Origin of the sequence: Alteromonas sp. Cnat2-8, from assembly GCF_022348355.1 — a bacterium.
In the GTDB taxonomy this organism is placed as follows: domain Bacteria; phylum Pseudomonadota; class Gammaproteobacteria; order Enterobacterales; family Alteromonadaceae; genus Alteromonas; species Alteromonas macleodii.
This window is the reverse complement of sequence record NZ_JAKREX010000001.1, coordinates 776,814-797,309: the sequence shown is the minus strand read 5'-3', so window position 1 is coordinate 797,309 and position 20,496 is coordinate 776,814. Positions and strand designations below refer to the sequence as shown.

The 20,496-nt window shown below is 40.9% G+C and carries 32 protein-coding genes; 1 reads left to right on the top strand and 31 read right to left on the bottom strand.

What is annotated here, in order from left to right; translation table 11 throughout:
* The 31 genes from MHN00_RS03420 to MHN00_RS03270 form a co-directional block, all read right to left on the bottom strand.
* Complete coding sequence (locus MHN00_RS03420; protein ID WP_014948133.1) at nucleotides 1–456, bottom strand: GNAT family N-acetyltransferase; 456 nt, start codon at nucleotides 454–456, stop codon at nucleotides 1–3.
* Nucleotides 457–508: 52 nt separating this feature from the next.
* Nucleotides 509–937 (bottom strand): GNAT family N-acetyltransferase, encoded by a 429-nt coding sequence (locus tag MHN00_RS03415; protein WP_239300385.1) that lies wholly within the window; start codon nucleotides 935–937, stop codon nucleotides 509–511.
* Nucleotides 938–972: 35 nt separating this feature from the next.
* Nucleotides 973–1,305, bottom strand: coding sequence for a YnfA family protein (locus tag MHN00_RS03410; protein WP_157160426.1), 333 nt, complete (start codon nucleotides 1,303–1,305; stop codon nucleotides 973–975).
* Nucleotides 1,306–1,405: 100 nt separating this feature from the next.
* Nucleotides 1,406–1,657 carry a hypothetical protein gene (locus MHN00_RS03405; RefSeq protein WP_014948136.1) on the bottom strand — a complete coding sequence of 84 codons (252 nt, stop codon included), beginning with the start codon at nucleotides 1,655–1,657 and terminating at the stop codon, nucleotides 1,406–1,408.
* A 71-nt stretch (nucleotides 1,658–1,728) separates the two neighbouring features.
* Nucleotides 1,729–1,995 (bottom strand): hypothetical protein, encoded by a 267-nt coding sequence (locus tag MHN00_RS03400; RefSeq protein WP_232375988.1) that lies wholly within the window; start codon nucleotides 1,993–1,995, stop codon nucleotides 1,729–1,731.
* Nucleotides 1,996–2,123: 128 nt separating this feature from the next.
* Nucleotides 2,124–2,402, bottom strand: coding sequence for a hypothetical protein (locus MHN00_RS03395; RefSeq protein ID WP_014948138.1), 279 nt, complete (start codon nucleotides 2,400–2,402; stop codon nucleotides 2,124–2,126).
* Nucleotides 2,403–2,468: 66 nt separating this feature from the next.
* On the bottom strand, nucleotides 2,469–2,750 hold the full coding sequence (locus MHN00_RS03390; RefSeq protein WP_061439334.1) for a hypothetical protein: 282 nt from the start codon (nucleotides 2,748–2,750) through the stop codon (nucleotides 2,469–2,471).
* Nucleotides 2,751–2,902: 152 nt separating this feature from the next.
* Nucleotides 2,903–3,190 (bottom strand): hypothetical protein, encoded by a 288-nt coding sequence (locus MHN00_RS03385; protein ID WP_061439335.1) that lies wholly within the window; start codon nucleotides 3,188–3,190, stop codon nucleotides 2,903–2,905.
* Nucleotides 3,191–3,673: 483 nt separating this feature from the next.
* Nucleotides 3,674–4,378 (bottom strand): hypothetical protein, encoded by a 705-nt coding sequence (locus MHN00_RS03380; RefSeq protein WP_239300256.1) that lies wholly within the window; start codon nucleotides 4,376–4,378, stop codon nucleotides 3,674–3,676.
* 140 nt (nucleotides 4,379–4,518) lie between these two features.
* Nucleotides 4,519–4,941 carry a GCN5 family acetyltransferase gene (locus MHN00_RS03375; RefSeq protein ID WP_239300255.1) on the bottom strand — a complete coding sequence of 141 codons (423 nt, stop codon included), beginning with the start codon at nucleotides 4,939–4,941 and terminating at the stop codon, nucleotides 4,519–4,521.
* Nucleotides 4,942–5,076: 135 nt separating this feature from the next.
* Nucleotides 5,077–5,361, bottom strand: a complete 285-nt coding sequence (locus MHN00_RS03370) for a hypothetical protein (protein ID WP_014975558.1) — start codon at nucleotides 5,359–5,361, stop codon at nucleotides 5,077–5,079.
* 136 nt (nucleotides 5,362–5,497) lie between these two features.
* Entirely contained in the window at nucleotides 5,498–5,764 is a 267-nt protein-coding gene (locus tag MHN00_RS03365; RefSeq protein ID WP_239300254.1) for a hypothetical protein, read from the bottom strand.
* Nucleotides 5,765–5,903: 139 nt separating this feature from the next.
* Entirely contained in the window at nucleotides 5,904–6,359 is a 456-nt protein-coding gene (locus MHN00_RS03360) for a hypothetical protein (RefSeq protein WP_239300253.1), read from the bottom strand.
* 161 nt (nucleotides 6,360–6,520) lie between these two features.
* A complete protein-coding gene (locus MHN00_RS03355) occupies nucleotides 6,521–6,706 on the bottom strand; it encodes a hypothetical protein (protein ID WP_179982270.1) in 186 nt (61 codons plus the stop codon).
* Nucleotides 6,707–6,836: 130 nt separating this feature from the next.
* On the bottom strand, nucleotides 6,837–7,166 hold the full coding sequence (locus MHN00_RS03350) for a hypothetical protein (protein WP_069943674.1): 330 nt from the start codon (nucleotides 7,164–7,166) through the stop codon (nucleotides 6,837–6,839).
* 621 nt (nucleotides 7,167–7,787) lie between these two features.
* A complete protein-coding gene (locus tag MHN00_RS03345) occupies nucleotides 7,788–8,243 on the bottom strand; it encodes a hypothetical protein (RefSeq protein ID WP_239300252.1) in 456 nt (151 codons plus the stop codon).
* Between the two features lie 64 nt (nucleotides 8,244–8,307).
* Nucleotides 8,308–8,598, bottom strand: coding sequence for a hypothetical protein (locus tag MHN00_RS03340; RefSeq protein WP_069943686.1), 291 nt, complete (start codon nucleotides 8,596–8,598; stop codon nucleotides 8,308–8,310).
* Between the two features lie 116 nt (nucleotides 8,599–8,714).
* Nucleotides 8,715–9,101, bottom strand: coding sequence for a tautomerase family protein (locus MHN00_RS03335; RefSeq protein ID WP_061485962.1), 387 nt, complete (start codon nucleotides 9,099–9,101; stop codon nucleotides 8,715–8,717).
* A gap of 1,661 nt (nucleotides 9,102–10,762) precedes the next feature.
* Nucleotides 10,763–11,191 (bottom strand): hypothetical protein, encoded by a 429-nt coding sequence (locus MHN00_RS03330; RefSeq protein ID WP_239300251.1) that lies wholly within the window; start codon nucleotides 11,189–11,191, stop codon nucleotides 10,763–10,765.
* 116 nt (nucleotides 11,192–11,307) lie between these two features.
* On the bottom strand, nucleotides 11,308–11,721 hold the full coding sequence (locus tag MHN00_RS03325) for a helix-turn-helix transcriptional regulator (RefSeq protein ID WP_239300250.1): 414 nt from the start codon (nucleotides 11,719–11,721) through the stop codon (nucleotides 11,308–11,310).
* A 671-nt stretch (nucleotides 11,722–12,392) separates the two neighbouring features.
* A complete protein-coding gene (locus MHN00_RS03320; protein WP_069943674.1) occupies nucleotides 12,393–12,722 on the bottom strand; it encodes a hypothetical protein in 330 nt (109 codons plus the stop codon).
* Nucleotides 12,723–12,841: 119 nt separating this feature from the next.
* A complete protein-coding gene (locus MHN00_RS03315) occupies nucleotides 12,842–13,180 on the bottom strand; it encodes a hypothetical protein (RefSeq protein ID WP_069943675.1) in 339 nt (112 codons plus the stop codon).
* 143 nt (nucleotides 13,181–13,323) lie between these two features.
* A complete protein-coding gene (locus tag MHN00_RS03310) occupies nucleotides 13,324–13,737 on the bottom strand; it encodes a hypothetical protein (protein WP_239300249.1) in 414 nt (137 codons plus the stop codon).
* 107 nt (nucleotides 13,738–13,844) lie between these two features.
* On the bottom strand, nucleotides 13,845–14,249 hold the full coding sequence (locus MHN00_RS03305; RefSeq protein ID WP_069943677.1) for a hypothetical protein: 405 nt from the start codon (nucleotides 14,247–14,249) through the stop codon (nucleotides 13,845–13,847).
* Nucleotides 14,250–14,547: 298 nt separating this feature from the next.
* Nucleotides 14,548–14,982 carry a hypothetical protein gene (locus MHN00_RS03300; RefSeq protein WP_069943678.1) on the bottom strand — a complete coding sequence of 145 codons (435 nt, stop codon included), beginning with the start codon at nucleotides 14,980–14,982 and terminating at the stop codon, nucleotides 14,548–14,550.
* A gap of 125 nt (nucleotides 14,983–15,107) precedes the next feature.
* Nucleotides 15,108–15,512 (bottom strand): hypothetical protein, encoded by a 405-nt coding sequence (locus tag MHN00_RS03295; protein WP_069943681.1) that lies wholly within the window; start codon nucleotides 15,510–15,512, stop codon nucleotides 15,108–15,110.
* Nucleotides 15,513–15,581: 69 nt separating this feature from the next.
* The gene (locus MHN00_RS03290) at nucleotides 15,582–16,058 is read right to left on the bottom strand and encodes a DUF6650 family protein (RefSeq protein ID WP_069943682.1); all 477 of its coding nucleotides are present in this window, start codon (nucleotides 16,056–16,058) and stop codon (nucleotides 15,582–15,584) included.
* Between the two features lie 613 nt (nucleotides 16,059–16,671).
* Entirely contained in the window at nucleotides 16,672–16,950 is a 279-nt protein-coding gene (locus tag MHN00_RS03285) for a hypothetical protein (RefSeq protein WP_069948994.1), read from the bottom strand.
* 140 nt (nucleotides 16,951–17,090) lie between these two features.
* Nucleotides 17,091–17,618: a hypothetical protein gene (locus MHN00_RS03280; RefSeq protein WP_239300248.1), complete on the bottom strand. Its 528-nt coding sequence runs from the start codon at nucleotides 17,616–17,618 to the stop codon at nucleotides 17,091–17,093.
* 250 nt (nucleotides 17,619–17,868) lie between these two features.
* Complete coding sequence (locus MHN00_RS03275; RefSeq protein ID WP_158297391.1) at nucleotides 17,869–18,135, bottom strand: hypothetical protein; 267 nt, start codon at nucleotides 18,133–18,135, stop codon at nucleotides 17,869–17,871.
* 117 nt (nucleotides 18,136–18,252) lie between these two features.
* On the bottom strand, nucleotides 18,253–18,804 hold the full coding sequence (locus tag MHN00_RS03270; protein WP_239247655.1) for a hypothetical protein: 552 nt from the start codon (nucleotides 18,802–18,804) through the stop codon (nucleotides 18,253–18,255).
* Nucleotides 18,805–19,463: 659 nt separating this feature from the next.
* Here MHN00_RS03270 and MHN00_RS03265 point away from each other — a divergent pair.
* Complete coding sequence (locus MHN00_RS03265) at nucleotides 19,464–20,432, top strand: integron integrase (RefSeq protein ID WP_069943689.1); 969 nt, start codon at nucleotides 19,464–19,466, stop codon at nucleotides 20,430–20,432.
* Nucleotides 20,433–20,496: the final 64 nt, after the last annotated feature.

The window sequence follows — 20,496 nt, the reverse complement described above, 5'->3', positions numbered from 1 at the left end:
TTAAAGCGCTCGGGTCATAAAGTGGCTGTTGGGATCGATTGAGTAACTGCCAAATGGACCGCAATCAACAAAACCAAACTTTTTGTATAGGGTTCTGGCCGCTAAAAAGTAGTCTTGCGTTCCTGTTTCTAAACTTACCGAACTAAACCCTTTCATTTTCGCATGTTCTAGGGCAAAAAGTAATAACTGAGACGCTACACCGCATCCTCTAAACGGCTTGGCTGTGCGCATAGATTTTAGCTCGGCGCTATGTGTATCAAGGGTTTTAATAGCGACGCAGCCCGCAAGCTGTTGCTGCTTCCAGCCACTAAAAAAAGTAATGTTCGAAGCTTTTAGTGCTTCAACATCTAATGCATGTACGCTCTCAGGTGGCGATGTAGCATACATATCAGACAAATGCTCTTCTAAAAGCGCTAGCACTTCTCCTCCGGTGAGATCATCAATAATAATCTTCATGTGCTTTGGCCTTTAGGTATATTCTGAATAGACGGCGGTACAAGCCTGTTTGTTATGTGCTTAAGGGTTTAGTCATGTTAAAAAAGCGGTCGTCTTCACTTTTTATGACAAATCCCACTTTTTTATAAAGCGAAACTGTAGGGCTAACTTTGAATACTCGTAAGTCAAGCGAGTTAGTATTGGCCCCTAACGCTAGCCTTTCTGCTTCTTCAATGGCAGCACTGCCTATGCCTTTGTTCTGTGCGCTGGGTATGACCTGAAGGTCGCGCAATATACAGGTTCTACCGTCGTATTGAAGGCGCATAACCCCCACCGTTTCGCTGTCTACTTGAATGTCGTAATTAATGAGCTCTGCGGTAACCCCAAGCACTTTTTCGGCGTCCCAATCAGGCGCAAACTGAGCGTAATAATCGCGCATGTTATTAAAGGTAAACTCAGCAGCCCTTGGTAGGTTCGTACTTGGAATAAAGGTAATCTTCATCGCGTTTTCTTCGTTATTTATTGCAAGCAAGACTCTTATCCGTGACTTCTTGGTGCAAACATAATTATCGCCATACCAATCAAAGCGACAAAGGTGCCCACCAAGTCCCATAACGTTGGCTTCACACCATCAATAAGCCAAAGCCACATAATAGCCATGAAAATGTAAACACCACCGTAAGCCGCGTATACGCGCCCGGCAGCAGTCGGGTGCAGTGATAACAGCCAAGCAAAAAGCGCGAGCGATATAGCCGCTGGTACTAACAACCATATGGACTTATCTTCTTTCAACCATAAGTAGGGCAGATAGCACCCAACAATTTCAGCAAGTGCAGTAATAACAAACAAACCAATGGTTTTTAATTCCAACGGGCAGACCTCTTTTGAAATACTGATGGTGAGCAAACAATGCCCTTTGAAAAGGGCATTAAAGCGCTACTCGCACGCCATGCTAGGAAACTATCTTTCACTAGTTATCGTCGCTTTCAGAGCTAAACAAGCCTCTAAAAAGCGCGGTAAGTGCTCCAGACACCGTATCTTCTATAGCATCGTTTTTGTGGTCACGCTTTTTGCTGTATCGGTTAGTAGATTCTTCTCGCTGTCTTTTTTCAGCACTGGCACTAGCCCCATCAAGAAAGTCTCTTGCAGCCCTATCAGATGTTGAAGCGCACCCTGTTGAGATTACGCATATTGACAAGATTACTATCAATTTAATCTTCATGTTATCTAAATTCCTCTCACCGTATAACGTCTAATAAAGGGCATAATAAAGTGTAGCGTAACAACGATTCGTTATGTACTTTGCTTGCTCATACCTCTAATTGCAAAGAAGTAATAGATTAAAAACCCCAACCACGAAAAGAAAAGGGAAATGACCCCCCATGCTAACTTGTGTATGCCTTTAGCTTTTTTGGATGTTAAGGCAATTAACGCTGGTAGAAGTGTAAGGCTGAAAAGCACGACAAAAATAATGATTTGCCAAAAACTCATATTAAAAGAACTCCTTATCTTTTGGTTTTTAATTACAAGGGCTGCACCAAGCTCACCGAATGTAGACATCTAACCTCTACTCGTTTCTATATCCATTGATTTCAACGAATTATTTTTTATTTACTTGAACTACAGCCTATAGAATCAAGTTTTCTGAATTACACACTATAGTCTTAATCGTCATTTTGTTAAGACATTTACTGCGATTTTTGTTTTGAAGCGTGAGGCATAATTGCGTAAAAAACTGAACAAATTGCTATTACATAAAAAGAATGGAAGAAAAAGCCCACCATATTTAACGCATCTGCTTCACACTGTGTTTGCAGGCCAGAGCAAAAAAAGAACTCCACTACGAATGAAGACAGTACTCCTAAGCCAAAAATTGCCATATAACTGAACAACGGTTTGAGCTTTAGAATTCCAATAATCAGCAAAACAACAACTACTGGAATTACAATAATTAGCGCAGTCTGCATAAATCCCTCTTAGATTGATTTGGCTACTCACAATCCTGTGAAAGAAACTTGGTAGATTACGGCCTGTTAAACCAAATATAAACTGCATACAATTAACAACCAAGTTAGTGATATACCGAGTACTATTTTGAATGTTGGTAACTTAGTTTGTGTTAATGAATAAATCGCATGTGCTGCAGGAATGACAGCGAAACAGCCACCAAGTACTAAGCCTTTAAAAAATCCTGCGATTAACCCCCATTCATCTGCAATAAATGCATAAACCCAAGTGACTCCCCAGGCTACAAAGCAAAATGAAAGCAATAACTTGGCTATTCTGGCTTTTACCTTTACATCTTTGCTTTTCATAAATATCCCGTTAGATAGTTTCCAGAGGTAAATAACGACTTAACATTGTGTCTTCCCTAGGGAAGATACAGTCGTGAGACGAACTTGGCTGATTAGTAAGGCCGACATCTATTTTGAAAGCACACGGCTTGTGGTTACCTGAGCCGTGTTGTCTATTTCATCAGCTTTACTACGCATTGTTTGAAAGGCTCTACTTTCGCACTTAATTCAGGGGGGAGTATTTCGGTACCGTCTGTTAAATCTAGAATGCCTGACACTACTGGTTTGTCAGCTGTCGTATCTATCTTAGCATTTATGGTCATGGAAAAGTTGTAGCCGCTTGGGAGTAGAGATGCGCATTTTTGGACTGAATTTAAGGGAGCTGGGTTACTAAATGATTGAAAGGCTAACAGTGAAGATAGCAAAGTGGCTGAGCCAATAAAAAAAGCTTTTTTGTTCATGGTAATTCCTTTTAACGTATTTTGCTGTCCCAAACTTCGACCTTAACTGATCTACAAAGTTCTGTAGCTAACGTCGCAGCGAACGTGCTCATTGGCTTGTTATATGTGTACAAATTAAAACCTTTCACACCTCACTTTAGTAAAAAACTAGCTACAAAGAGGATGATATTTGTTCTAGGCAATTATTTACTTGCCCATCGGTAACAATAAAACCACCCAACAGGCGGGATCAAGAAGTTGAGCAAGACGGCGTAAATGACAACCAACCCGATATTGTCAGCCTTTCCTTTAGCAAATTTGATGGTAAAGAAAATTACAACTAACGCGAGGATGAAGAGTGCTTGCCCCCAAAATGTTGCATTTAGATTCATAACATTCCTTATTGATGAACTTTCTGAAAAGCATTGGTCTTCCCCATTAAAAGTGGACGTCCATGTTAAGCGTATTTTGCTTCGTATTCATATGGGCTGACATAACCCAATGTTAAATGCCGCCTACTCTGACTTTGAAAAACTTAGTTTTTTCGCTCAAATGTTGATATGACCAAGGAGGGTTTACTACATCAATGTTAGAAACGCCCAGCGTAGCAAGCCCTTCGAGTGAATAGTACCAGCCGATAAAGTCTTCTTTCTCTGCGAACTCTTTATATTCGGAAGATTGCCCTAGTGTTGTTATTCGCTGGTCCACACCAATTTTTTCGAAGAAGTTTCGCTCACGAATTACAGCTGACTTCATATATTTTTCTAAGTTCTGCTTTGTTAATTCCCGCTCTTCCTCTGGAAGAGCATCAATAAACGATGTTATTTCTTTCTCCATTCCGGTTGTACCACCGTGGAAACCAATAATTGCGTGATTTGAAATCCTGTGATGATTTGCTGCAGAAAAAACATAGTTGGCGCATGATGAGAGACAATACTCATTGACCTCAAGCTTTAAATCATAGTCATGAACAATGTCACCAAGATCCATTCCATGATTGATTTCACCGCCTTCGGACGTTATAGACAGCCATTCAACTTTACTCTTACTATTTTTCAGAATTGAAAGAAGTTTCTGATTTGCTGATGGCGATAATTTACCGTGATAAATTACTGTGTTTTCCTTCAAATTGACGGTTGTTTCACTACCTTGTGCTGACACGCATGAAAGAGAAATAATTAAAATAAAAGACCAAAAGAGTTTAAACATGTACCTTCCTTGTGGCATTTAAAGCCCCACTAAGGGGCAAATAGACGTAAGCTATAATACTGAGCGCAGAGAGGGAAGCCTACAAGTATATGTCCCAACCCGCTTGCGTCTACAGCGGTTTGTTATGCCTTACGCCAAAGTTATGCAAGACCTCTAATTATGTCCAGTTTGTTTTCCGGAGCATTTGGAGACATAAAGTTAGAAATGGTTAGGTCGTTTCTTTTAGGGCGCTCTAAAAATTGAACTGGCCATTCAGTTATTCTTTCTTCTTTTATGTGTTCATATTGGCCGGTGATTGGTTCGCTTATGTACTCGCGTTGAAGAACTAGAGCCAACGGTCTTTCTGCACCTGGAATATCGTTGCTACATTCCAATGCTTCTTCAAAAGTGTCGAAAGCGTAGTAATAGTCGCTTCCTTCTTCGAGGTCTGGCGCGCCATCGTGAGGATGACACCATACCCTATATTCGAGAACTTCATCCCAAACATACCCACCTCCGGACTTGGCAACTGCGGGATAGCTTCCAACTTGTTCTGGGTCGAGTACTTCTGGATAAATCTTCATAATCTTCCTTGAGCATAACTTTTAAATAAGGGGCGATAGCACGTAGGGCATAATACCGAAGCGGCCCCGCGAGTTAGCGTCCTAGCGAACGAAGTGTGTGATTTTATTGGCTTGTTAGGTTTGTGGTTAAACATCCTAGTCCTCTGGATACTCTGATAAATAGAGCTCCAGTCCTAAACGAAGCATGATTTCCATGGATTCAATAGACACTTTACCTCCACCACCCAATGCGTCTTCCCTTGGGGAGAAGCCAATATCTGCTGAATACTTACTTGGGGCTAAACTTCTATTTTCTTGCAACCAACTCTCAAACGCTTTCATCTGATCTGGAAGACGCCAGTTGTCTGGTAAAAGCCACGCGATAACTGTGCTTTTACCATTGTCATCTTTGTTTAAATGATCAGATATTTTAATAGGCATGAATGAAAACCTAACACCCTACTAAGGGGCAGTAACACGTAGGCTAAAATTAGGAGCGGAGCGACAGAGCCTACGTACTACTGTCCCAGCGAGAGCCTTGAGTGGTTTGTTATGTGCGAATAAAAACAGCAGCATATTAGTCACGCAGATAACGGACAAATTTAAGCGTTTGTTTGACCGCTAAAAAAGCCATAAATGCTACAGCTACTATAGAAACTATAAAAACGAACCAGGTAGGAAAAAAATTTAGAAATCTAGCCTTTCTGCTTACTAGCTCGAAAGCCGTTCCGTTTTGCCATGCTTCGAAAACAGATTTTGACATCCAGCCAGCTGCAATAGTGACTACCCAGTAAAAAAGAGCTGCCAAAAAAGCAATCTCAGTATCGCCGTTTTCCTTTTGCATGTTAATCCAAGCACATAACACCCGCATAACGGGCAAAAATACGTAGGCTATAATACCGAGCGAAGCGAAGGGAGCCTACGTGTTTTTGTCCCAGCGAGCCCGCGAGCGAGTTTATGCGTTTGTTAGCTTTCATGCTTTTTCAAACCAGAAGTGCATGCTTTTTCAAACCAGAAGTGCATGCTTTTTCAAACCAGAAGTGCATGCTTTTCAGAGCCGCCGATTCACGTTCAGATAGTGGAAAGGATTTAAGTTTCTCTAGTACTATTCCGATTTTTTCTTTTCCGCACTTTTCTACGAAGTAGAATACTAATTCCTCTACGCTTACGTCCCAAGTTGGGAGACAAACTCTAAGCATTTCCAATGGTTCTAGTTTAACTTTAGGTTTGATTTTAAAAAGCATTAAACCAGCATTATTTTGACGCGCAAATGATTCCGGACATGACTCCATAAGGAATATTGAGAATAGCCCGTCAAAAAGAGCTTTAGACTTCGCTTTTCTGAGTTTGTTTTGCAGCTCTCTTCTCTCTGGTTTATTGGTTGAACCATATTTGTCAGAGTAGGAAATAACTAGTTCTGAAACTTCCGTTTTGTTCAATATTACTCCTGAAAGCTAACTTTCCAATAACGGGCGCAGACATGTGGGGCATAATGGTGCAGCCGCCCCGCGTGTATGCGTCCCAGCGAACGTAGTGAGTGTGTTGATTGGGTTGTTATATGACAATGCTAAAATAACCTAAGACCAATAACCGTAGCACGTTAATTGAGGACTTTCTTTCTAAAAAAAAGAGTATAGCTAACCGTTAGCCAGTCATAGTTTACAGAAACAAGTTCCCAGCCTTTATTACCCATATTACCGCAGAGTTCTTCTAATTCTTTGAGCTTTGTGGAGCGCAGCTTGAATACCCCACCTACAGTTTTTACTTCGTATTTAAACCTATCCATATTTGAAAGCGACTCTTGTCATATAACTTTTCAATAACGGGCGCAGGCACGTGGGGCATAATAGCGAAGCGGCCCTGCGTGTATGCGTCCCAGCGAACGAAGTGGGTGGGTTTATTGAGTTGTTATGCATCTAAACCACCGTATATGAGAGTGTAACTGGTGAGCCAATAGAAAAAGAAGCTTTAGTGATAATATTTGGCAGATCAATGACTCTTGAATCGTACTCAGTAACAAATGAAACGAAGATATCTGTATTCTCTACTTCTACACTATTAGAAGTTACAAAACTTCCTATAAATTCCAGTGAAGATGGTGTCAGAGGAACGCACACTACAAAACCACCTAATTTTTTATTAGGTCTACAAGATGAGGCTTTAAGGCTTGATTTGATTTCGTTGGATAATTCTTCTGTAAGCGAAAAGAATCTAAAGCTGATATTTAATTCAATGTCTGAGTCCATTCAATGTGTCCGTAGGTGCATAACTTTCCAATAACGGGCGCAGACATGTGGGGCATAATGGCGAAGCCGCCCCGCGTGTTTGCGTCCCAGCGAACGAAGTGAGTGTGTTGATTGGGTTGTTATATGACATGCCGATTAAACCCTTGAACCACCCCATAATTGCACTGTAGACATTAGCAAGATAGCCAATACAAGCCCAGAGACTAATGATACGCCGATGGGGATCAAGATAACTTGCCATAGTTTCAAAACCATAAAGCGCTTTAAAATGAACGAAAACAACACTATCGATATTACAACTGATGCTGGCTCTACTAAACCCGTCAAATAGGTAACTGAAGCTGAAAAAGCCTGCGTAATTAAAAATAAACCAGTGAGTAACATACTACGCTTGTTTACATTTTCAGTCACTTTGAGTAGGTGGAGAACAATTCGAAAACCTATGAAATTTCCAAGAAGAAATGAAATCAAAAAGAAGACTGGAAACACAAAAGTACCTTTGTCATATAACACTAAGCTAAGGGGCAAATGTACAATGCGATAATCGCGAAGCCGCATTGTATATTTGTCCCAGCAGCCCGCGCAGCGGGATGCGACTTAAGCGTTTTGTTAGGTGCGTGTTTATTCGAAGAAATAACCATACTTGCTCTTAAACTCTGACAGTGGCATATCTATTGCCTTGTATTTAAAACCAACACTTTTTGCCGAAAAGTTAAAGTCACCACCGTGGCCAACTGAAATATGATACGAACCGTTTTCCTCGTTATCGACCTTTTCCACAGAAGCTTGTAGGACTAGGTAAGCGTCGGATGGTGAAGCATCCTTAAAGAATTCCAAGTTAACAGCTAAATCATAAACAGACTCTAGTTCGAATACGACTTCCCAATACTTAGAGTTGATTGTGCCAACCACAGCAAAAGTTAATAAGATCTTTGGAAACTTTGAAAAATCCAGAGTTACATTTGAGTTGTCTAGAAGGTTGCTACAAATAAACTCAATATCCATATCTTTTCTCAAAGTACCTAACTTCCAAATATGGGGCGCAAACACGTGTGCAATAATGGCGAAGCCGCGCACGTGTATGCGTCCCAGCGAGCGGCAGCGAGTGACATAATTTGTTTGTTATACGCAATAGCCAAAATCAACGGCCATATTGCATTATTAAGTAAAAGCCACAAACTAAACATACCGAAACAAAACAAGGAATACCAAATAACTGCAGTTTTTGTTTTAGTGCCAGTGACTTTGAGCAAGCTGAAAGAGCAATATAAGGGAGCAATTGTGATAAGAAAATAGGAATGATGAAAACGCTTATTGGATAACCAACATAATTTGCAATGAAATCGCCTGCATTACCTACATACCAAATTTGAAGTAAAAAATTGAGTAAGCAAACTAATACAACAAGACCAATAAATTCCTTTTTACTCACAGGTTTCCTTTTGCGTATAACTTTTAAATAAGGGGCGCAGGCATGTGGGGCATAATGGCGAAGCCGCCCCACGTGTATGCGTCCCAGCCTGCGCAGCAGGCGACTTAATTTTTTTGTTATACATTTACTTTGTACTTTAAATCGACCGCCTCGTCGCCTGTAACTCCTCTAAAGCCCCACTGATATTTTTCTTGCTCTTTGATGGTGATTTCTACGTCGATTGGCTCAATACCAATAGCGGACTCTATTTCTTTGAAAAGCGTTTTAATAAGTTGCTTTTGCGTATCCGGCTTACGACCTTTCATCAAATTGATTTCGATTACCGTATAAGCATCGCTTCTTCCACCAGGGTAATAAAAGTCGTCTTTTTCTAGAGGCACAAATCTATGTGCTCGTTTGTCTTCGGGCATACCAAGAACTGACTGCATGCAATGATGTATTGCATCTGAAAGTGCAGCTTTAATTGGATTGAGATGTTGATTTATTCCATATATTACAACCACGGATGCTTCCTTGTGTATAACTTCTAAATATGGGGCACAAACAGGCAGGCTAAAATGGCGAAGCCGCCTGCATGTTTGTGTCCCAGCCCGCTTGCGGGCGACATAATTTTTTTGTTAGGTGACATGCTAAATACTACCTTGGATAAACATTACTAATACACCCAACGAAAAGTAAAAAATTGGGAGTAAATCCCAGTAGCCGTAATTGCCATAATTTTTGTAACTACGGACTGATTGCCACACTGACAATGTAAATACCAATAAATACGATGCTGCAATAGCGACTATTTTAATGCTAGAAACTGTCGGATTATTAGTGAAGCCTGCCCCAAATGCGAGAGACATTAGGCTTATAAACAAGGTTAGAGGCAGCAGGATGATGCCCCCGATTAATAAACTAAAATTCCTTGTCAGCCATGTGATCACTTTTGGCACCTAACACCCCACTAAGGGGCGATAACACATGGGCTAAAATTAGGAACGAAGTGACGCAGCCCATGTGTTAGCGTCCTAGCGAGCGAAGCGAGAGCCTTAAGTGATTTGTTATGCACTTGCGGTCTCTCGCCTACCTAAGAAGTATCTTATGTATCTCTTACAAATGAAGTGAACGCCGAGAAACATAAACACCAAATCCACTAAAAAAGTAAAACCAATAACGCCCAATAGCATAGAAGGCTCAAATTCTGGAGAGTTCGGTTGATTTAGGTGATACATCAGTGAGAATGACTCGCAAACCACAGCCCACAACGTTAAGTATGCGATAAGCCTTATTTTTTCGTTTTTGACAAATTGACGTTCATAGTGCTTTGCAAAATGCCAAGATACTGGCAGCAAAGCAATATATAAAATTATAACTAAGCCCATTAAACCTAGATTTTGTTCTGGGAATATTTGACTGAATAATGTGCCGAATCCTAGCCATATGACTGGGAGAATTAGTGCGTAAAGGAATAGTTTAGGTTTTGTTGAGTTGTTCATATTCGAATCATCCATGTCGAGTGCATAACGCCCAATTAAGTAGTGAGCAACGCAATACAAAAGCTACCGCATTGCGCCTTAGACACAATACTCACTGCAAACCAAAACTGCCACGCGTTGCGAATCTGCTTAAATTGTTTGTTATGCGATTTTTCGGCAATGCTAAATTGGCTAGCGAAAACACTACCTTAAACACGAAAAACTACAAACGCGCAGGTAACTTTTTGTGATTCAAGAACCAACGGGCTCAACGTTTTGTAAAAAGACCGCCGCAAGCGCGGAACGCGGCTTTAAAGCGAAGATTTGGCTTTTACTTACACGAAACTCAACGAGCCGAAATTTCAGCAATTACCGACTTTCAGTAAACTTGCCCTTTCCACACTTTGCACACTTTGCACCCGACAAGCTTTCCACGATCAAATGCGATTTTGAATGAGGCAACATCACGAACTTTGACATGTTTTTCGGTTTAAGTGATTCAAGAATTTGAGCCGAAAACACTGATTTGCCGAAACCCAAAAGCGAATTGCCAGAGAGATTAAATTGAAGATATATTAAAATTTAGCCTTGTCGCATAACGGCCCGCATAACGGGCAAAAATACGTAGGCTATAATAACGAGCGAAGCGAAGGGAGCCTACGTGTTTTTGTCCTTAGCGAGCGCAGCGAGTGTTAATGCGTTTGTTAGCTGCCAACGCAATCAGATGGCTGCATAGTAAAACTATGTAATTTTTCCCCATCACTGGTTACGTAGTTTGAAGTCACTGCAACACCCACTTTAGAAAAATAACTATTTTCATTTGAATTGCAGTATTCATTCAGCTGCGCTTCTTCAAGCGGATCAAAAGCCAAAATACCCTCGGATTCATCATGGTCAAGGATATACTCGTAAACAATTGTTCTACCCTCAAGCTGGACTCGATTTAACTTAGTAATGTCGTCAAGAAATATTGGTGTTATTTCATTAATCTGATTCACAACATCTTGTAATTGAGCGTCACTTATTTTCAACGATTCTTTCTTCATGAAAGGCTTCCATACCGAATTCGAAATTAATGAAAGACTTCCGACAGTAACCAGAAAAATAGCTACCATTTTTGTTGCTTTGTCCATGCTCACCTTCTGGCAGCTAACTTTCCAATAACGGGCGCAGACATGTGGGGCATAATGGCGAAGCCGCCCCGCGTGCTTGCGTCCCAGCGAACGAAGTGAGTGTGTTGATTGGCTTGTTAGGACACATACCCACGTTGTTTTAAAAAACCAATTGCGCCACATGTAATGCCAGTAAAAGCACCGATTATTCCATACCAAAGCCCAGCTTCCCCAAGTGGTAATGTGTTATGCATTACTGAATAGGTTATTGCCGAATATGAACAGACTAAACCTACACCAGCACCAATATAACCATAAATTACGGTATTCTGATTCTGAGGTGTTTTTGATGAAATCGGCATAAGCTTTTCTGCTGGGATATTTAATGCGGCAGAAAGCGCTAATTTGGTTTCTAGTGAAGAAGTACCTGAGTTTTCGGCACGCTGGACTGTTCTTAAGCTGAGTCCAGAGGCTGTAGCGAGCTTTTCCTGTGACCACGACTTTTCGAGTCGGAGTGCTTTTACTAAATCTGAGTTAATCATTTCTTCCATTTTTGTGCTCCTTTAAAAAGAGCCTTCAGTTTTCCATTTTAGTTGAAGCAACGGCTACGTCATGTATATGACAAACAACCGCCAAAGGTCAAATTTGGGCCTAACACCCCACTAAGGGGCGATAACACATGGGCTAAAATTAGGAACGAAGTGACGCAGCCCATGTGTTAGCGTCCCAGCGAGCAGCGCGAGCGCCTTTAGTGTTTTGTTATGTGCGTTCACCTAATTCCTTGTAGTAGTGCTCATAATTTAGAGCTAAAACAGACGAAAATATGATGTAAAAGACGAAGCCTATAATGGTGCTCGTAAACAACAATATTCCGAGGCTCAAAACAATGCAACTAGCAATACGTACCCACAACTTTTTTGAATTTGTAAATGTAAGTTTGAGTTCTTTGTTGGTAGTGACGATTGCCCAAGATACTAAAAGGCCAAGAGGAAGCCAAAGTAGATATGCGATGTTTTGAACAGCCATCATTATCGGGATAACTGGAGCGATTAAAACTAGGTTGTTTAAGTAAGAGTTTTGAAACATCTCTTTATTCTTTAGTTCCCTTTAGCACATAACTTTTCAATAACGGGCGCAGGCACGTGGGGCATAATAGCGAAGCGGCCCTGCGTGTATGCGTCCCAGCGAACGAAGTGAGTGAGTTTATTGAGTTGTTATGCACCTAAACCACCGTATATGAGAGTGTAACTGGTGAGCCAATAGAAAAAGAAGCTTTAGTGATAATATTTGGCAGATCAATGACTCTTGAATCGTACTCAGTAACAAATGAAACGAAGATATCTGTATTCTCTACTTCTACACTATTAGAAGTTACAAAACTTCCTATAAATTCCAGTGAAGATGGTGTCAGAGGAACGCACACTACAAAACCACCTAATTTTTTATTAGGTCTACAAGATGAGGCTTTAAGGCTTGATTTGATTTCGTTGGATAATTCTTCTGTAAGCGAAAAGAATCTAAAGCTGATATTTAATTCAATGTCTGAGTCCATTCAATGTGTCCGTAAGTGCATAACTTCCAAATATGGGGCGCATGCGCGTAGGGCATAATGGCGAAGCCGCCCTGCGTGAATGCGTCCCAGCGAACGCAGTGAGTGCCATAATTTGTTTGTTATGTTTCACTTGCTTGATATTCCGCTAGTTCTTTTTGCAAAAGTGCTATGGTTTTCACGGCTTCAAAATTTTGCCGAGCTACATCTCCTTTATACGATGTAAGAAAAGCCGAAACCTTTTTTATTATTTCATCTTGTTCAGAGCTTGATACATTTTTAGAAAATGATAAATCCAGTGTAGGAACGCCGGGTTCGGGACTGGACGGAAATTTTTTAAGAGTATCCTTTACCATTTCCTTCCATATTTTTAGGACTTTTGGGTTCGGATGAAAAAGCTCTCTATCTATTATTGCTTCATTTTGATTAGCCTTAAACGCTTCTAGGCTGGGTAATGTCAATTATGTTGCTCATGTTCATTTTTCCTCCGTGAAACATAAATTCCCACTAAGGGGCGGTAACGCATGGGCTAAAATTAGGAACGAAGTGACGCAGCCCATGTGTTAGCGTCCCAGCGAGCGAAGCGAGAGCCTTGAGTGGTTTGTTAGGGCCGTTTTCGTTTAGTGAACCCATATACTAAAGTTAACGCCCCAACCAATAAAATAACTAAACAGCCTATGATTCCTTTTGGTTCGAATTTAGTATTTTCAATTATTGCTAAAGACAGAATTACAATAGAAAAAAAGGTTAGAATTCCACCTATAGCCATAAATGAAATAGCACTCGGCTTTGCCGCTTTTGTAAAAACAGCTCTAATTAATGCCCAAACACTAAGTGAAAACAACAAATAGTAAAATGTGTAATCAAGAGCTTCTAGTTCACCTTTATATGTCTGATGAATTCCCAAAAATGAAACGGTGCCCGTAATAGTAGAGCATATGAATCCGAGAAAAATCGCTAATATCCTTTCTCTTCTTGTAGGCAGTCTGTCAATAGATTGGGGGTGAGCAATTTTCATAGAGGCCCTAACTTTTAAATAAGGGGCGCAGGCGCGTAGGGCATAATGGCGAAGCCGCCCTGCGTGTATGCGTCCCAGCGAACGAAGTGAGTGACTTAATTTTTTTGTTAGGTTTCACTGCTTAATTCACCTGTGAACTCGATTATTTGCCCGTCATTTAGAGAAACGCCTTCTTCAAGGTCTAAAGTAATCGTTACTGAATTTGATGGGCTAATTACGTACTCGTAATCATTAACCCTTGAAATTACTTTGGCTCTTCCTTTAGTGGTAGCATCTTTGCCCATTTGAGTTACGAATAAATCAAATTCTACAGGCGAAGTATTTGTAACAACTCCAAATTGGATAAAACACTCAAGTCTAACCTTGCTGCCAATCTGAACTAAGGGTAACGATATCTCTTCTGATGATTGAACAGTGACAAAATTTAACAGAGGAACGTTTGTTTCTGACAGTTCAAGTAAAGCCAAATATGGCATACGATCTACTGACTTAATACTTCCATTGACCCTCATGTTTTCACCTGAAACCTAACACCCGCATAAGCGGCACGAAAACGTAGCGGCGTTTAGGTTAAAATTGCGAAGCACAAAGCTAAACGCCGCGCAGTTTTTGTGTCCGAGCGAGCTTGCGAGCGACTTGATGCGTTTGTTATGTACGTGCCAATACGCCCTTGATTTGCTCTTAGATAGACTAATCACCTCCGCCTCCACCGTCGCCGCCAGAATAGTCTGATGAAGAGCCATCGTAGGTTTGACTGTAGTGTGCACTTCCACCATTGCTCTTGCCCCGCTTACTTGGTTTGTTATGTGCTTAGCTCCCGAACTTACCCAGAATATCTCGAAGTAGCTTCTCGGTTTTCTTCGCGTCAGACCTCTTCGGTTTGAATTCTGACAAGCAATCATTCATTTTGGGATGTGAAACAACACCATCAGATTTAGACTTTTCAATGCAATGATTTATTTCTGAACTGGCAAAAACTTCAGTAGCCTCATCGCATGGCACTTCGGTCAACTCTGACCAGCCATGGGTAAGCATACATTCCGAAACAAGCTCTGAGTTTTTATCGTTATTGAATTTACAGGCTTGGTAATCTGCCGTGGGATTGCTTTTTTCTGGATGTAAACGAGCCTTGCAAACTCCCAGATAAACATTCGGATCTGGCTCTTTAGTATTCTGGGTTGCGCAAGCAGAAACAACCGATATACAGACAAATAATATTAAGCCACGATGCGAAAACTCTGTCATTAAAACTCCTTTTGCTGACCGGCACATAACTTTTCAATAACGGGCGCATACACGTAGGGCATAATGGCGAAGCCGCCCTGCGTGTATGCGTCCCAGCGAACGCAGTGAGCGAGTTTATTGAGTTGTTATGTGCCACTGTGCCGTTCCCTCTTATTTGCTAATTGCCAGCCATACCAACATGCGGGAATCATAATGATAGAGCTAAATACTACTTTAGTGTTTAACTCTAAAATACCGAGCAATAAAAATGCTAACGAGAATAGCCCGAAAACGACACACCAAAACTTTAGTGCCAAAGGGGATATTAAACCACCATGCTTTTTAGGTTTGTGAAAAAGCAGCCTATACGAAAGCAACGCAAACCATAGACCTAGGAAGCTTAAAGCCAAAACACCCACTGCTGCGGCAAAGGAAGCTTCACCATTGTCAAAAAGGAAGAAAACTAATCCAAAGAAGATAAGTGAGATAAATGTTGTCACAATGCCAACTAATACTTCACTTAAACGTCCTGTATTTGCTTGATAGTCCATTAATTTTTCCTTGGCACATAACGCCAAGCTAAGCGGCGCGCGTTAGCGCGTCCTTGCTTGAGCGCCTTGTTATGTGTTTTCTGCATTATTGAAAGGAATGGTGCTTGCTAGGCCGTCATCAACATCAAGACCATAAGCAACAGCAATCTCTGCTACAGAGACACCACACTTTTCTCGTAACTTGAAAAGCTCCCGCTCAAGCATCGATGTTTGAACTGGGGTATCGAATTTTGAAAACTTTGGGTGCCCAAGCTTGTTACTAAATTCTTGGCAGGATTTTCTCATTCGCTTTAATGACTTTGCCAAGTTGGAATCACTTGGTAAGGCCTGAAGGGCCTTTGTTAATTCAGATCTAATATCAATGACACTTTGCGCGCAATGGCCTGCATCTTCCATGTTGGCCGGATTGAAAAGAACACGTTTGTCTTCCAGAAACAGGACAATATTTTTCGCCTCATCAGCTTCTATTGTCGGCGCATTCCATTGAATTCCGAATATTGGGCAGCTGAGACCCGTAATATTTTTATAGATTCGTTCAAACTTCAAAGCTTAATCCTTGTATGAACACATAACACCCCAATAAGGGGCAAATACGTGTGCGGCATAATCTAAGGAGGCCGCACACGTATTTGTCCCAACGACCGAAGGGAGTGAGCTTTATTGTTTTGTTATACGCCACGCCAACAATGCTTCTCACAATTCTTTTGTCCCGATCACATTTGGGTAAGGAGTATAACCCCAACGTAAGTACCCGCTAAACAAGTACGTGGTTATAGCGCTAAGGCTAACGAAAAAAGTAATCCAAGACCCACTAGAAACAACATACGCTAATACAAATGAGATGATGCCAACCAGTGCCGCAAAAGAAAACCATCTCTCATGAGCTTTAGTCTCAAAGGTTAACCTGGTCTTGCTGTGCCTCAGAAACTCTTCCGTTAGATTTGTCTTGCAGTTCGGGCACGTAAAGCCTTTCTCAAAGTCCATTTCGCGACCATCTATAGCATCCTTACAAGGGAATATAACTTCACAGTTGCAGCAGCGATATTTCATAATGGCGTATAACTTTTAAATAAGGGGCGATAACGCGTAGGGCAAGATAGCGAAGCGGCCCTGCGCGTTAGCGTCCCAGTGGGCTTTAGCCCACGACTTGATTTTTTTGTTATATTTTGCCGTTTCTTACATCGCGCACTTCTTGCATTCTTAAATGCTCCTCTATTGAGACAAGCACAGCAATAATGCCAGTAAACAAAAAGATTAAAATTGACCAAACAATTATAGGCATCAATGGAATTGCATGTGATAGTGATTCGGTGAATGCCGTCCACAGCGTTACGCCTACTCCTAAAATAAGCATAAAAAGCGAAAAAGTAGCAGCTATTCTGGAAACTAAAAGCAATTTACTAAAATTGCGAGACTCAACAGAGGAAAATGGTTTCAATTTAAACTTCCTTGGTTAATGTACCTTTAAATATAACTTTAAGCTAAGGGGCGATAATACATGGGCTAAAATTAGGAACGAAGTGACGCAGCCCATGTGTTAGCGTCCCGGAGAGCGAAGCGAGAGCCTTGAGTGGTTTGTTAGGTTTTCTCTTGCTGTGAGATAGTGTGCCCATTCTGAGGAAAGTAAACAACTGTTCCTTCTTTGTCTGTAGCCGCGCAGTTTCTAGCACCGCAAAATAGAATGAATAGCGATTCATTTTCATAAGATTTGAGGTTTAACCTTCCAGCTTTTCCTTTTGCTATCGACTCTTGAATTTTTATAGCCTCCTGTTTACCTTTTGATTCAAAGTAAGTCATTCCTATAAAGAAGCTGAAAATAATAAAGACAGTTAACCAAGATAAACGTACTCTTTTTGTGTGCTTTAGCTCAAGAGCAGTGGGCGTTCTCTGCTTGAGTTTAAAAAAACGCCTAAACTTTACAATACGTTTCCCTGCCCCAAAATGAGAACGAACTAACCTGCTCAACTCTATTTTGTATGTGGAATGGACTGTAATTAATATAGCCAAAGCAATGGGAAAAAGCATGATAGTGTTAATGTTAAGGATCATTCCGTGATACAAAATTTGATGGAAATTTCTATCCAGAACATCACTATCTAGTGACAACGCACCAAAATATCCATGTATGTAAGCAGTGCTTGAGCAATACAAAAACACAGTTGAAAATGTAAGGATTAATGCGCTATCTAAAAATCTAATAATAAAGTCTCCAGAAAACTTAACTTTTCAATAACGGGCGCAGGCACGTGGGGCATAATGGCGAAGCCGCCCCGCGTGTATGCGTCCCAGCGAACGAAGTGAGTGAGTTTATTGAGTTGTTATGTACGTGCATAAAACAACCTCGTTTCGTTTGGTGTTAAGCATCGTTAATAGCGTACTTAATAATCCTATCTACTTTTTGTGAAGTCGTCGCTTCTGGTATTGTTTCAATAATTTCCTTGGCGATGAATACTTCCAGAAGGTAACTATATTTGACGCCACAAAAAATGGGATTCAAACCGGACTCATCTTCTGCTGCAACAACAGCTCTAGTACTTGTATTTAATTCCTCATCGACTTTTACCCAGATCGTTGCTTCGTCATCAAGGTCGTCAATTTTTTCAATTACTTCTATTAGTTTCATTTTATGAGACAAAGTACATAACTTTTAAATAAGGGGCGCAGGCATGTAGGGCATAATGGCGAAGCCGCCCTGCATGTATGCGTCCCAGCGAACGAAGTGAGTGACTTGATTTTTTTGTTAGATGGCATTAGCCGCAAGTGTTCGAAGCTCACTTTCGTATCCTTGCAAGTTGAAATTCGTTGAGCACTTATTCATAAAACCATGAAAATAAGGCACCTGCCTAATTTTAGTTCTTTCTGTGTTGCGCAATTCCGAGATTAATTCTGGTACCGAAAAGTGTTTTTCTGTTTTTGGGAAAACAAGAGTAACTGGAAATAATGGAACAACTTTTCGGTTGTTTCTTATTTGAGACCCGTAAAAGCATATGGCTTTTTTTATGCGTGAAGATGCAATACTTTCTGAGAGATTCCAAATGGCAGCAGCACCGATACTGAATCCGACGAGATTTACAGAAGAATCCAAGTTGGTTAGCGAGTTAATCAAATGCTTGCTGTAATTTCCCAAGCCGATATTAGAGGAGAAATACTCATATGCATCGCTTTCTGTTTGGAACATTTTATATTGACCGTCATACGGGTCGACGATGAGATGGTTCTTACAAATGATATTTGCCAACTCTTCAAGAGCTGGTGTTTTACCAAAAATATCTGCAACGATTACAGTAGTCACCTAAATCTCCGTGCCATCTAACACCCGCATAACGGGCAAAAACACGTAGGCTACAATACTAAGCGAAGCGCAGGGAGCCTACGTGTTTTTGTCCCTAGCGAGCGCAGCGAGTGTTAATGCGTTTGTTAGGTGCGTAACTTACTATGAGCTTGAATAATCGAACTCCGAAGCTCGCAAGTAATGTTTACCCACCTTGTTGTTTCTGTTAGCTGTAATTGACAACCAGTTTTGCTAACCAAATTGCAAATATGTGTGAACCACTTGGGATAACCCCATTCTCGGTTTTGCTGACCAACCAAAGCTCTCCGTTTCTGATCCCAGTGAACACCGGCAGCCTCTCGATAAATCATAGGAAAAGAGGATGTTGATGGCATTAAATAAAGGTGTTCTTTGTTATCTATCCCAATTTCTACGATGTCTTCCATTACTACTAGCACCTAACAATTTAGTGTAAGGAAAAAATCCTTTATGCAAAGTGGATAGTTTCCATATATCACATTTATAGTCTTATCACTTTCGCACGTAAATACACTTCCATCAATAACCTACACTTAGTATCTGAAAACACCGTACTTAAGTACGGAATTTTTCCTTTTTATTTTACGATCGAGTCAAAAACCGTAATTCTGTATTTATTTACAGTAATAAAAATCAAAAAAATGAAATCAATGTTCATGCAAATGGTGATTGAGCATATGCGCAACCGTCGCTATGCGAAGCGTTCGATTGAACTCTATAGTAAATGGATAATTAGCTTTATTCGCTTCAATAATAATAAGCACCCATCTGAAATGGGAGACAAAGAAGTTGAAGTGTTTCTGTCTCACCTAGTTAACGCTAAAAATGTGGCGCCGGCCACTCAGGCGAGTGCGTTAAATGCATTGGCGTTCTTATATCGCGATATATTAGAGCGCCCACTTTCATGCGAACTCAACTTTGTTTCAAGTCGTAGGCAAGCCAAGCTTCCAGTTGTATTAACGCAGGAAGAGGTCGTTTCTCTTTTTGAGCAAATTCCTGCCAACCTAAAGTTACCAATATCTTTATTGTACGGAAGTGGTTTGCGGTTAATGGAAGCGGTTAGGCTACGAGTTAAAGACATTGATTTTGACTACAACGCTATTCGCATTTGGGATGGGAAAGGCGGTAAACATCGCATTGTAACGTTGGCTGCGGAATTAAAACCGGGTCTTACACGGCAAATCGCTATGGTAGAAAACTTCTTGGCGGCTGATTTAGAAAATCCAAAATACGCAGGCGTTTATCTACCTCACCGATTACGTTTGAAATACAAAAACGCGCCCAGAGAGTTAGGCTGGCATTATTTATTTCCTTCTTCTCGATTATCTGTCGATCCTGAAAGCAAAAGAGTGCGACGACATCATATTGATGAATCGAGTATACAAAAAGCAATACGGAACACGGCAAAAACTTGTGACATTAAAAAGAAAGTTACGCCTCATACGCTGCGCCACTCTTTTGCAACGCATTTGCTGCAATCGGGCGCTGATATTAGAACGGTGCAAACACAGTTAGGTCATTCAGACGTAAAGACCACGCAAATTTATACTCACGTGCTTCAGCAAGGTGCGCAGGGGGTGATAAGTCCTTTATCTCGTATTTTGAAGTAATCTGAAAAGTAATTAGAATCAACAAAAAAGGGCCCGAAGGCCCTTTTCAATATTTAGCTTTAAA